This window comes from Leucobacter tenebrionis, assembly GCF_019884725.1.
Classification (GTDB): Bacteria; Actinomycetota; Actinomycetes; order Actinomycetales; family Microbacteriaceae; genus Leucobacter; species Leucobacter tenebrionis.
In genome coordinates, this window is the sequence record NZ_CP082322.1 from 17,749 (window position 1) to 29,550 (window position 11,802).

14 protein-coding genes, 1 tRNA gene and 1 pseudogene are annotated in these 11,802 nt (G+C 68.9%); 10 read left to right on the forward strand and 6 right to left on the reverse strand.

Features of this window, described 5'->3' with window-relative positions:
* The first annotated feature begins 29 nt into the window (after positions 1-29).
* From KVY00_RS00085 to KVY00_RS00105, 5 genes are all read left to right on the forward strand, one after another.
* A complete protein-coding gene (locus tag KVY00_RS00085) occupies positions 30-242 on the forward strand; it encodes a hypothetical protein (RefSeq protein WP_223043762.1) in 213 nt (70 codons plus the stop codon).
* 12 nt (positions 243-254) lie between these two features.
* On the forward strand, positions 255-857 hold the full coding sequence (gene nadD, locus KVY00_RS00090) for a nicotinate-nucleotide adenylyltransferase (RefSeq protein ID WP_255572684.1): 603 nt from the start codon (positions 255-257) through the stop codon (positions 855-857).
* Positions 850-2,571 carry a hypothetical protein gene (locus KVY00_RS00095; RefSeq protein WP_223043764.1) on the forward strand — a complete coding sequence of 574 codons (1,722 nt, stop codon included), beginning with the start codon at positions 850-852 and terminating at the stop codon, positions 2,569-2,571. Before nadD ends, KVY00_RS00095 begins: the two co-directional genes overlap by 8 nt.
* 77 nt (positions 2,572-2,648) lie before the next feature.
* The gene (gene rsfS, locus KVY00_RS00100) at positions 2,649-3,065 is read left to right on the forward strand and encodes a ribosome silencing factor (RefSeq protein WP_255572685.1); all 417 of its coding nucleotides are present in this window, start codon (positions 2,649-2,651) and stop codon (positions 3,063-3,065) included.
* 101 nt (positions 3,066-3,166) lie between these two features.
* Positions 3,167-3,242 (forward strand) — tRNA-Ala (locus KVY00_RS00105).
* A 48-nt stretch (positions 3,243-3,290) separates the two neighbouring features.
* Here KVY00_RS00105 and KVY00_RS00110 read toward each other — a convergent pair.
* From KVY00_RS00110 to KVY00_RS00120, 3 genes and pseudogenes are all read right to left on the reverse strand, one after another.
* A pseudogene (locus tag KVY00_RS00110) lies at positions 3,291-3,506 on the reverse strand (NAD(P)/FAD-dependent oxidoreductase); the annotation flags it as partial.
* A 2-nt stretch (positions 3,507-3,508) separates the two neighbouring features.
* On the reverse strand, positions 3,509-3,889 hold the full coding sequence (locus KVY00_RS00115; RefSeq protein WP_223043765.1) for a hypothetical protein: 381 nt from the start codon (positions 3,887-3,889) through the stop codon (positions 3,509-3,511).
* A gap of 122 nt (positions 3,890-4,011) precedes the next feature.
* The gene (locus KVY00_RS00120; RefSeq protein WP_223043766.1) at positions 4,012-4,500 is read right to left on the reverse strand and encodes a hypothetical protein; all 489 of its coding nucleotides are present in this window, start codon (positions 4,498-4,500) and stop codon (positions 4,012-4,014) included.
* Positions 4,501-4,609: 109 nt separating this feature from the next.
* On the opposite strand from KVY00_RS00120, the gene KVY00_RS00125 reads away from it, so the two are divergent.
* From KVY00_RS00125 to KVY00_RS00135, 3 genes are all read left to right on the forward strand, one after another.
* Positions 4,610-4,885, forward strand: a complete 276-nt coding sequence (locus KVY00_RS00125; protein ID WP_223043767.1) for a hypothetical protein — start codon at positions 4,610-4,612, stop codon at positions 4,883-4,885.
* Between the two features lie 90 nt (positions 4,886-4,975).
* Entirely contained in the window at positions 4,976-5,428 is a 453-nt protein-coding gene (locus KVY00_RS00130; protein WP_223043768.1) for a hypothetical protein, read from the forward strand.
* A gap of 3 nt (positions 5,429-5,431) precedes the next feature.
* Positions 5,432-5,797 (forward strand): helix-turn-helix domain-containing protein, encoded by a 366-nt coding sequence (locus tag KVY00_RS00135; protein WP_223043769.1) that lies wholly within the window; start codon positions 5,432-5,434, stop codon positions 5,795-5,797.
* Between the two features lie 15 nt (positions 5,798-5,812).
* Here the strand turns inward: KVY00_RS00135 and KVY00_RS00140 are convergent, their stop codons facing one another.
* The gene (locus KVY00_RS00140; protein ID WP_223043770.1) at positions 5,813-7,156 is read right to left on the reverse strand and encodes an FtsX-like permease family protein; all 1,344 of its coding nucleotides are present in this window, start codon (positions 7,154-7,156) and stop codon (positions 5,813-5,815) included.
* A complete protein-coding gene (locus KVY00_RS00145) occupies positions 7,153-7,884 on the reverse strand; it encodes an ABC transporter ATP-binding protein (RefSeq protein ID WP_223043771.1) in 732 nt (243 codons plus the stop codon). Before KVY00_RS00145 ends, KVY00_RS00140 begins: the two co-directional genes overlap by 4 nt.
* A gap of 248 nt (positions 7,885-8,132) precedes the next feature.
* Here KVY00_RS00145 and KVY00_RS00150 point away from each other — a divergent pair, with 248 nt between their 5' ends.
* Positions 8,133-9,395 carry a sensor histidine kinase gene (locus KVY00_RS00150; RefSeq protein WP_223043772.1) on the forward strand — a complete coding sequence of 421 codons (1,263 nt, stop codon included), beginning with the start codon at positions 8,133-8,135 and terminating at the stop codon, positions 9,393-9,395.
* Positions 9,392-10,087 carry a response regulator transcription factor gene (locus KVY00_RS00155; RefSeq protein WP_223043773.1) on the forward strand — a complete coding sequence of 232 codons (696 nt, stop codon included), beginning with the start codon at positions 9,392-9,394 and terminating at the stop codon, positions 10,085-10,087. Before KVY00_RS00150 ends, KVY00_RS00155 begins: the two co-directional genes overlap by 4 nt.
* 67 nt (positions 10,088-10,154) lie before the next feature.
* Here the strand turns inward: KVY00_RS00155 and KVY00_RS15490 are convergent, their stop codons facing one another.
* Entirely contained in the window at positions 10,155-11,801 is a 1,647-nt protein-coding gene (locus KVY00_RS15490) for an acetyl/propionyl/methylcrotonyl-CoA carboxylase subunit alpha (protein WP_255572877.1), read from the reverse strand.
* Position 11,802: the final 1 nt, after the last annotated feature.

The following is an 11,802-nucleotide window of genomic DNA, read 5'->3' on the forward strand; positions in this document are numbered from 1 at the left end:
AGTTATCCGCTATGAATGCAGGGGTCTCAATGTCACTTCTCGCCACGATCGCCGTCGCCGCCGAAGAGGGGCATCACGTCGTCAATGAGCTGCCGATGCCGGGAATCCTCTACGGTGTCATCGCCTTCGCAGTGTTCACCGCCCTGGCTCTGGTGACCTTCTCGTTCCGCGACGTCGCGAACCGTCACGCCGAGAAGGCCGAGGCCTACGCGCGCGAGCACGGCGCAGCTCAGCATCACTAGGACCCGACCTCGGTGACAGCACGACGCCGCATCGGAGTGATGGGCGGCACCTTCGATCCGATTCATCACGGCCACCTGGTCGCGGCGAGTGAGGTTGCGCAGAGCTTCAGCCTCGATGAGGTCATCTTCGTGCCGACGGGGAGACCGTGGCAGAAGCAGAACGTCTCGCCCAGCGAGCATCGATATCTGATGACGGTCATCGCGACCGCCTCGAATCCTCGGTTCACCGTGAGTCGCGTCGACGTGGATCGCGCCGGCCCTACGTACACCGTCGACACGCTCCGCGATCTTCGCGCCCAGTACCCCGATGACGATCTCTTCTTCATCTCCGGCGCAGACGCGGTCGAGCAGATCATCGGTTGGAAAGACATCGATCAGCTGTGGGATCTGGCCCATTTCATCGCGGTCTCGCGCCCCGGGCACGAGCTGTCGCTTTCAGGTTTGTCGGGGGAGCACGTAAGCTTATTGGAAGTCCCCGCGTTGGCTATTTCATCTACGGACTGCCGCGCACGGGTGGCAAGGGGATATCCGGTGTGGTACCTCGTGCCGGACGGTGTAGTGCAATACATCGCGAAGCACGGTTTATACACCGAGGAAGCGACAGAGAATGAGTGAGCAGGACGACGAACAGCGACCGCTGACCCGCCGCGAGCGGCGGCTGCGGGAGATGGCCGAAACCGGCGCGCTGGATCTCTCGGAGATCGGGAACATCGAGGCGGCGCCGAAGTCGGCGACCCCCGAAGCCGAGGCCCCCGAAGCTGAGATCGAGATCTCGCCGTTCCACGAGGACGGCACTCCGCGAAGCCGTCGAGAGATGCGCGAGCTGCGGGAGCGCGCGCTCGCTGAGCGTGCCGCGCTGCGCGAAGCGCGCGCGGAGGGTGCCCGGGCTGCTGAGGATACCGACGTTACTGCTGGCTCCGAGTCGAAGGGCGGCGAGGCGAAGGAGCCCGCCGCACCCGAGGCGGAGGCATCACCCGCTACGGATCGGCCGGACGCCTCCGCGACCGCGACCGCCGAGGGCCAGTCGGAGCCTGCTGAGGAGGCCGCACCCGCCGAGGATCTGGCGCCCGCTGAGGAGCCTGTATCCACCGAAGAGCCGACCGTCGAGGCCGAGCCCGTCCCCGCTCCGATTCCCGCGGTGCGCCCGACGCAGGCCGAGCCCGTGCAGAGCGAGGCGGCGAGTGAGGAGCAGGCTGCTGAGGAACCCGCTGCTGACGCGAAGGCCGCTGCCGATGCCTCCGTCGAAGAGACGGCGGCCGATGAGGCGGCCGATGCGCCGGATTTCGATACGCTGATCGCGCCGCCGACCGAGCCCTTCACCGTCGCTGAGCTTCGCGAGGCGGAGACGCCGTCCGGCGAGCCCGAGACCGCCTCCGCTGAGGAGCCCTCGGAGGCCGAGCCTGCCGCGGAGGAGCCTGCGCCCGCGGAGGAGCCCGCGCCGGCCGCGGAGAAGCCCAAGCGGCGGTTCCCGTGGCAGCGGAAGTCCACGGAAACCGCCGCTGCGGAGAGTGCCGGGGCGGAGAAGGCCGCCGCTCCCGAGGAGCCGATGAACGCCGAGCCGGAGGTTCCGGCTGCGGAGGTGGAGCCGGAACCGGCCGAAACCGTTCAGCCGAAGGTCGAGACCGCGGAGGCAGCGGGTGAACCTGCCGCGCAGGAGCCCGTCGCCGATCCCGAGCCGGTCGCCGACGAAGAGGCGGCCGCGATCGCGGAGATCGCGGACCCCGCCGCGGGTGAGGCCGCTGCAGCGCCCGCCGAGGAGAACCCCTCGCAGAAGACGACCTACTCGTTCCCCGATATCGCCCCTCCGGAGGAGTGGCGCTCGGTGTTCGACGATCCCTCGTCCCGGAAGGTGCCGGATCAGGGCGGCCAGGGCGGCGATTTCGACGACCTCATCTCTCGCGCGGTCGCGCAGGAGAGCACGTCGACGACGGCCGGCACCTCGGCGCTGATCCTGCCCGCCATGCCGGAGGACACCGGCGGGCTCGCAGGGCCGATCGGCACCACGGGCGAACTGTACGTCACGGGCTCGCTGAAGCTGCCGAAGTCGCTCGGCGAGACGGGCGGGCACTCGGCGTTGCACGACTCGATCGAGATGGACCCCATCACGGGCGAGGAGACGGGTGATCCCGGCATGACCTCGGAGGGGCCGGCCCCGGTGTCGGCGCGCCACGCCGTGAGCGCGCGAGCCGCGTCGGGTGTGCCGGTGGTCGCGAAGCCCGCGCGGGAGCGCAGCAAGCTGCCGCTCGTGCTCTCGCTCACGGGTGGAGGGCTGCTCGTCGCAGTCGTCGCTCTCGGAGTCTGGGGCGCGAGCAACGGGATGTTCGGCTAGGCCCCGAGCGATTCCCGATCGATTTCTCGATTGCGGGCGTGAGCTCGCCGAACGAAGGAAACACACTGAAGACTGAAGTGAACCAGACCCGCGACGTGCTGTCGGATCTGCGCATCGCGGTTCGCGCCGCCGACGAGAAGGGTGCGACCGCTCCCGTCGCGCTCGAGGTGACGGAGCAGTTCGGCCTCGCCGACGTGTTCCTGATCGTGACCGGTAGCGTCGAGCGCAACGTGCAGGCGATCTCGGATGCCATCGAGGATGCGCTGAACGCAGCCGGCGTGCGCACTGTGCGGCGCGAGGGCCGCGAGAGCGGACGATGGGTGCTGCTCGATTTCGGAGACCTCATCGCGCACGTCTTCCATCAGGAGGAGCGCGACTTCTATCAGCTCGAGCGTCTCTGGCAGGACTGCCCGGTAATCGAGGTCGGTCCGATGCTCGAGGCTGCCGACGAGACGGCGCGGGTCGATGCGGCCGACGCCGAGGGTGGCGAGTGACTCGAGGTGCGCGACGCGCCCGGGATTGGGCGATTTGCGCACCGCACCCAGTGTCGGTGTAAGGTAGAAGAGTTGTCGGGGGAGCACTTCTCCGACTCCAAGGGTCTGTGGCGCAGCTGGTAGCGCACCTGCATGGCATGCAGGGGGTCAGGGGTTCGAGTCCCCTCAGATCCACCACGAGAACAAAGCCCCTGATCAGACATCTCATGTCGGGTCAGGGGCTTTGTTCATGCCTGCGCCCAGCAGGTGCTCCTGCTGGGTGAGCTTCCACATGTTGGGCTGCTCGCCCTCCCAGGGTCGGGATCCTTCGTGGTGTCCGAGCCGAGTCCACCAGCAATTACCGACTCGATCCGCCACCTCCTGGCTGATGAGGTCGGCGGCCCAGCCGTTCATCGATCCGTAGCCCGTCGCGTAGACGACGAGATCGGCGGGCAGCTCTGAAGTCAGTCGAAATCCGGGCGCAGGCCTTCGGGAAGAGAATCCCAAGTGTCTGGAGTCAGTCGCCAGCGGCCCGCATCGTTATCCTCGAAGGTCACCTGGCACTCCCCGCTCGTCTTGTCGAACTGCAGCAGCATGCTGACGGGTAGCGGCTCTTCGGGCTGATATCGACTGTCGGTGTACGTTTTCACGACCGGTCCGATGTCGTACGGTGACGCGGTTACGGACGTGTACGCGCCGACGTCGTCGTAGACGAACCCGGTCACCCTGTTGACGCCCTCGGAGTCGAATCCGAGGATCATTGACATCGATTCCCAATCCTCAGGCGCTTTGCGCATGTGCTCGATCAGGGCGCGCACCAGATTCGCCGTCACATCTTCATTCATCGGGACTCCTCAAACATGTACTTTATGACTCGATGCACCCGCGAAGCACTGTACTTCTCGACGATCAATCAATCCAGGGAACTTCACGACTCCGCTCTGATGTCGGGTTCCAATCTCGCTGCTTAGTCCTCCCAGGCGGTGCAGGTCATGGTTCCCTCGAGGGTGGCCGAGCCCAGCCTGGTTCTGTCGAACGTCACGCTGTCGTCGCCGACGGCCACGCCGTCGGGATCGTTCGCCTTGTATGGGCGCCCCTGCTCGATCTTGACCATGACGAAGCGGTCGCCCTCGGCCTCGACCAGCGGCAGTCCGTTGTTCGTCTTCCCGATGATGTGCTGGAGCTTGCCCACCTCCCCGGAGCAGTAGACGTCGGTGGGTTCGATGATGACGGTCTTCTCACCGGTATCGAGAACCAGCTTCGGCTCAGCGGAATCGTCATCGGATTCGGGGTCCCCGGTCGGTGCTGCCCCGGCGGTGTCCTCCGCGGCTTGTCGACTCTGGGACTGCGTGTCCTCAGTTCGCGGCTGTTCGGAGTCGTTCGAGGCGGATCCGGAGCATCCGCTCAGAGCGAGGAGCCCAGCGAGGGCAGCGGCACTGATCCATCGGAATCGCATCGGTCCATTATGGCCGACGACCTCGGGCACGCGGTGCGAATCATCCGGTCAGGAAACCTGCACAGGAACTCGGCAAAATGTACGAACCACAGGAAAGGAGACAGGGACCATGAGCCTTACCAGCAAGCAGTACGGCTTCGATGTCGGCGGAACCTGGGTGGAGATCCGCGGCGTCACGAAGGCCACGAACCCCGAGTGGAGCCTCGTTATCGATGACGAGGTCGTGGACTCGCAGAAGAAGACGGGCGAGTTTGCGTTGAGCGGCGAGCTTCCCGGCGGAAAGATGCTCACCGCTCACATCGATCAGGGCAGCCTCGGCAACGTCGACGTGCTCGTGACCGTCGATGGGGTCAGGGTTCAGAAACTCTCGGGCTTTCTGCTCTGAGGAGCGCGCCTCAACGACGAATCGCCACTCCGATGCGGGGATAACGAAACAGATATTCCCTAGGTACTGTTCCAGCGGTACAGTACCTATATGGATACCACCGTCTCACCCCCGAATACCGTCAACGCGCGCACGCTTCTGCTGCCATACGCGCTCACGCTCGTGGTCGCGATGGGAATCGTCCAAGCGGTGATCGCCCTGACGGGCGGTCGCATCACCCTGCTCGCGATCATCCTCACCGCTGTCGTCGCGCTCGGGATCGTCGTCTGGCTGCTGGCCAACTACCGGGCACTGACCCGAGTCCGTTTCGGAGTGGCCGTCGCTCATGCGCTGGCCTTCGTCACCGTGACGACCTCGTTCAACGCGCATGCGGCACTGCGCGCCTTCATCCTCGGCTCCGGACCCGAAGGCTTCGAGACCGTCTCCCGCGACCTGCTGGCGACCCCGTGGTTCGGGGCGACGCTCGTCATGAGCGCCGCCTGGGGGATCGGGCTACTCATCCACCTGGTCGGCGTGGTCCTCGGCCGCGGCTGGGAGGATTGAGGCATGAATCCGACGCATCCGGGCGAGAACGAAGAGTGGATGAGCGGCCGGATCGAGTCGTGGGTCGAGACCTACAAGAAGGCCATGCTCACCCCGGTCATTCTGCGCTTGGTCGCGATTCATCAGCCCGTCACCATTGCCACGCTCCTGGCCGATCTGACTGCCCGTACCGGATGGCAGATCACCGAACGGGGCCTGTATCGCACCGTGAAGCGTCTCCAGGATTCCGGCTTCCTCACCAGCGACGATGTGGCCGCACCCCGCACCGGGGCCAAGCGCAAAGAGCTCGCCCTGTCAGATCTCGGCGCCCGGTTCCTCGAGGGCATCGACGCCAACCTCGTCCAGCTTCCCGAGAACAGTTCCCATTAGAAAGCCGGGCTCATCTCACTCGCCTCTCTCCGGCGCTTCGAGCACGCGCTCGAGCACCGGCCGGGTGACGGAGACGCCCGCGCGGATCAGCAGCAGGCCGAGCAGCAGCACGAGGAGGATCGCGAGGCCGAAGAGCGGTGCGACGATCACCGCGACGGCCACGATGAAGAAGGTCACGGCCACAGCAGCGACCGCCGAGCCGATCACCGCGATGTTCGCGCATGTCATGACCCGTAGACGGCGCATCCGATCGATCTCTGATCGGGGCATGCCGATCCGGTCGAGCGCCACGTGGAGCTCGCGATTCTCCAGGATCGCGGCGGTCTGCGTGATCGCGACCTGGCACGCGACCACGAGAAATGAGACTCCGACGAGGGCGAGCAGCATCGTGCGCGCGTCGGCGAACATCAGCAGCTGATCCCGAGTCATCACCTGCCGACTGGCGCTGCGGCTGATCGTGTCGAGGCACCCCAGCAGCGAACCCGCCGGGATCAGGATGAACGTCGCCAGGGCCAGCGCTGAGACGCTGCGCCATGCAGCCCGGGGGTCGTCTTGGATGCCGCGCACGGCGACGAGTCTCGCCGGGTCGGAGGTCCGGGCGCCCATCCGTCGGGAGACGGATGCGAGAACGAACGGCCCGGCGACGCCGAGCACGGCCATCACCGCCAGCACGACCGCGGTCAGTGCGCCGAGGAGCACGATCACGCCCCATCCCGGCGACATCAGCTGCGTGACGAGCACCGCGGCGCCGAGCACCACGAGCGCGATGACGACACGGAACCGGCTCATCCGCGGCGCGTCCTGACGCGTGCGCACCCCGAGCGGCGAGAGCACGACCCGGCGCAGCCCGAGCATCGCGCTCAGCGCCGCGATCAGCACGAGCGCGGGAGGGATCGCGGCCGCCAGCCACCAGGGCGGCCACAGCTCCGAGGCACGCAGGCTTTCGCCGTGCACGGGGAGCAGGGCGAGCGCGAACGGCAGCAGCGCGGAGAGCGCTGTGCCGATGAGGACGCCGAGGCCGGCGATGACCGTGACTTCGGCGACGGCCAGACGGCGCACCCGCCCGGCACCGACCCCGAGCAGCCGCAGCGTCGCGAGCCGGTCGTCGCGGCTGCGCGCGGCGAGTCTGGCGGTCCCGGTGCCGAGCGTGATCAGCGGCACGACGAGCAGCGCGACGAGCCCGAACGCGAGCACCCGGTACCCGATCTCGTCGGTAGCGGCGTTCCAGAACGCGAAGGCGAGCATCGCGACGGCGAACGCGAGCAGGGCGGTGACGCCGGACGCGAAGATCTGCAGCCCGGTGATCGCCGCCGAGGCGCGATGCGGGCGGATCAGCAGGAGTGCGGCGTGCGGGTTCATGCGTCGGCCTCGATCCGGCCGTCGCGCAGGCGGATGATCCGGTCGCACCGGGACGCGACCTGCGCGTCGTGCGTCACGATCAGCAGTGCGCGTTCGGCCCCGCGCCCCGCCTCGAGCAGCGCGTCCAGCACGTCGGAGGCGGTGTGAGAGTCGAGGGCGCCGGTCGGTTCGTCGGCGAAGATCAGGCTCGGGGCGGTGACGAGGGCCCTGGCGATCGCGACGCGCTGCGCCTGGCCGCCGGAGAGCTGCCCGATCCGACGACCGCCGAGACCGGCGAGCCCCAGCCGTCCGAGCTCGGCGTCGGCGCGTTCGCCTGCCGCGGCGCGGGAGGCTCCCGCGAGCAGCAGCGGCAGCATGACGTTCTCCGCCGCGGTGAGCTCGGGCAGCAGCATCCCCTGCTGGAATACGAAACCGAAACGCCGCAGCCGGAACGACGACCGCGAGTCCTCTGAGAGGGCGGCCAGGTCGTCGCAGCCGCTGCCGTCGGGGCGGCTCAGGATCACGGTGCCGCTGTCGGCGGGAAGGATCCCGGCGAGGACGTGCAGCAGCGTGGACTTTCCCGATCCGCTCGGCCCCACGATCGCCACCGACTCGCCGGGCGCGACCGTGACATCCGCGTTCCTCAGCGCGTGCGTCTGCCCGAAGGACTTGCTCGCGCCCGTGGCACGCAGCAGCCACCTCGCGGCGGTTTTCACGGCGGCGGGGGTGCGGTCGGTCCCGGTGTTCATCGGAGCCTCTCAACGTTCGGGGCGATTCAGCGGTACTGTTCACGCTAGGGAGCCGCGCCGCGCCGGCGACACCACCCACGGGTGGTACGTCGGAGGCGGCGCAGCGCACGGAGTTCCACCCGCGGGTGGTGGTCGCCTCGGCCTCGCCCCGATACCGTGAAGGCGCGGGATCCAGCGGCGGCCGGGCTTGGCAGTCGTTCGGCGACCGAGGAGCGGCCTACGGGACGACGGAGACACGAGGAGGGACCATGAGAGGCGACGCCACTTTGTTCGATCCCGGTGCGCTCGATGCCGTCGCGCTCGACGAGCCGGTGCTCCGGCGCCCCCGCGTCGTGCGCTGGTTCGCGGCGCGCCCGCGAATCGCCGACGTGCTCGTGATCCTCGCGTGCACCGTCCCCACCCTGGCGGCGCTGATCCTCGTCCCGCCCCCGCACGCCTGGCTCGGCTACCTGTGCGCCGCGGGGGTCGCGGTCGCCTTCTGGTGGCGACGCAGCCATCCCCTCATCGTGCTGCTCGCCGTCGTCGCGCTCGCGACGCTGAACCCGCTCTCGGAAAGGGGTGTGACGACGGCGTTCTTCGAGAGTGCCTTCGCCCTCTACGCGCTCGCGAGCTACTCGCGGCTGCGGACGGCGATCATCGGGTACCTGCTCAGTGAAGGCGTGATCCTCGCCACGGCCGGGCTCGCGATCGTGCTGGGGATCCGCGACGGCTGGCCCGCCGTGGGGCTCCAGCTGGGCTCCCTCGTCGCGCTCGCCCTCGGCATCGCGGTGCGGGCGAGCCGATCGCGCCGCGAGGCGATCGAGGAGCTCGTGACGCTCCGCGAGGACCGCGCCGCGGCCGCCGAGCGGGCGCGCATCACCGCCGAGATGCACGATGTGGTCGCGCACTCGGTGACCGTCATGATCGCCCTCGCCGGGGGAGCCGCGGCGGGCTGGGAGAAGCACCCCGAGCGGGCGCGCACCGCCCTCGACCAGCTCGGCAGCGTCGGAGCGCGCACCCTCGAAGAGATGCAGCGGATCCTCCGGGTGCTCCGCGAGAACGACGCGGAGCTGGACCGGAACCTCGAGACATCCGGCCACAACGTTCCGTCCATCGAAGAACTCGTCGAGGTGTTCAGAGCAGCGGGGCTTCCCGTCACCCTGACCGCCGAGGGCGCGGAGCTCGCGGACGCGAGTGCCGACCCGGTGCTGCAGACCACGGTGCACCGGATCGTTCAGGAGGCCCTCACCAATGCGCTCCGCCACGCCGGCGACGCCACCTTCGTCGCCGTCGAGGTCGCGCACGCCGACGGGCGGATCATCGTGTCGGTGACGGACAACGGATCCGGGACGAAACCGGGGTCGAGCGTCGGCGCCGGGGTCGGGCTGCGAGCGATGCGCGAGCGGGCGGCGGCGTTCGGCGGCGAGTTCTCGGCCGGGCCCATCCCGAGTCGCGACGACGCTCCGGGCCGCGGATGGCGTACGCGCGTCTCCCTACCCGTGTCCCTCTCCCGTGAGGAGGGAGCAGCATGACGGACCGGACACCGCCGAGGATCAGCGTCGTCGTTGTCGACGACCAGCCGCTCGAGCGCGCCGGGAACGCCCTCATCCTCGACTCGGACGACGAGATCGAGGTCGTCGCAGAGGCGGGCGACGGCGTCGAGGCCCTCGGGGTGGTCGCGGAGGCACGACCGGACATCGTGCTCATGGACGTGCGGATGCCGCTCATGAACGGCATCGAAGCCACCCGGATCATCTCCGAGCGCGAGCCGGGCACGCGGGTCATCGTGCTCACGACGTTCGACCTGGACGAGTACGCCTTCGGCAGCCTCAAGGCCGGGGCGAGCGCGTTCCTCCTGAAGAGCACGAAGCCCGCGGCGCTCATCGACGCGGTGAAGACCGTCGCATCAGGATCGGCCGTCGCCGCTCCGCGATTGACGGCGAAGCTCATCGAGCACTATCTCGGGCGGTCCGACCCGATGCGCGCGGACGAGCCCGTCGATGAGAGCGGCACCCTCGAGGTGCTCAGCCCGAGAGAACGGGAGATCTTCATCGCGATCGTGCGGGGCCTGAGCAACACCGAGATCGGGGAGGAGCTCTTCCTCGCTCCGTCGACGATCAAATCCCACGTCAACTCGATCTTCGCCAAACTGAGGCTGCGTGATCGGGTTCACGCGGTGATCCTCGGGTACGAACTCGGGTTGGCGCCGCGGGGCGCAGGATGACGGGAGAACCGGGCATCGCGGATCAGACCGAACGCCGATCGAAGCAGCCCCGCCCGCGCAGCCGCATTCATTCCACCGTGCCGAGCGGCTGGCGCGCGGTCGTGGGGGAGCCGGCCTCGAGGCCGTGCCGCAGGCGTCCCGCGCGCGGCGCCTTGATCGGCACTTCCATCTTCATGGCCTCGACGATAGCCACGGTGTCGCCCTCTGCGACGGTCGAGCCGTCAGCGGCCCTCCACGAGCTGAGCGTGCCCGCGAAGGGTGCCAGCACCTCGCCGGGGTCGGGAGTGCGGTCCTCCCCGGGAGCCGTGGCTGCGGCCGCCGGCGAGAACTCGGCGCTGCACTCCTCCTCGATCCAGCGCGTGTGCACGGCGAAGCCGGCCTCCCCGGTCGCTGTGAACGCGGGATCCTCCACCACGAACCGGTCGAAGGGCAGCACCGAGGCGACACCCTCGATCTCGAACTCGGCGAGCGCACGTCGGGCGCGGGCCAGCGCCTCTTCGCGATCCCGCCCCCAGATGATCAGCTTGGCGAGGAGCGAATCGAAGGAACCGGGGATCGCCTGCCCGGCCTCGAACCCCGAGTCGAGGCGCACGCCCTGGCCGCCCGGCGGATCGAAGCGGGTGAGCGTGCCCGGCGTCGGCAGGTAGTCGAGTCCCGGATCCTCGGCGTTGATGCGGAACTCGATCGCGTGGCCGAAGACCGGTATCTCATCGGGCACCCGCATGGGGTCGCCTGCTGCGATCCTGAACTGCTCCTGCACGAGGTCGATCCCGGTCACCTGCTCCGTGACGGGATGCTCCACCTGCAGGCGCGTGTTCACCTCGAGAAACGAGAGAGTGCCGTCTGAGCCGAGCAGGAACTCGACGGTGCCGACGCCCACGTACCCCGCAGCACCGCAGATGTCGGCTGCGGCGCGGTGGATCCTCTCCCGCAGCCCGTCGCTCAGGAACGGTGCGGGCGCCTCCTCGACCAGTTTCTGGTTGCGGCGCTGCAGCGAGCAGTCGCGGGTTCCGAGCACCGCGATGCGGCCGGTCCGATCACCCAGCACCTGGGCCTCGATGTGGCGGGGACGCTCGAGGAAGCGCTCGACGAGGCACTCGCCCTGCCCGAAGGCCCCCACGGCCTCGCGCACCGCCGACTCGTACGCCTCGGCGATCGACTCGCGCTCGTGCACCACCCGCATGCCGCGACCGCCGCCGCCGTGCACCGCCTTGATCGCGATGGGAAGACCGTGCGCGTCGGCGAACGCCTCGACGTCGGCTGCGGTGCGCACCGGAGCGTTGGTCCCCGGCACGAGCGGCGCACCGACCTCCGCCGCCAGCGTGCGGGCCCGCGCCTTATCTCCCAGCAGCTCGATGGTCTCGGGATCCGGGCCGATCCACACGAGACCCGCCTCGGTCACGGCGCGCGCGAAGGCCGCGCTCTCGGAAAGGAAGCCGTACCCGGGATGCACCGCGTCGGCGCCCGAGAGCCGGGCAGCCTCGAGCAGCTTCCCGGTATCGAGGTACGTCTCGTCGGGCGTCTCGCCGTGGAGCGCGTAGGCGTCGTCCGCCGCCCGCACGTGGAGCGCGTCGGCCTCCCCATCGGCGTACACCGCGACCGAGCGCAGCCCGGCCTCTCGGGCGGCCCGGATCACGCGCACGGCGATCTCGCCTCGGTTCGCGACGAGCACGGTGGAGACGGGGCGGGCGGGCGCGTCCGAGGGCGAGCTCATC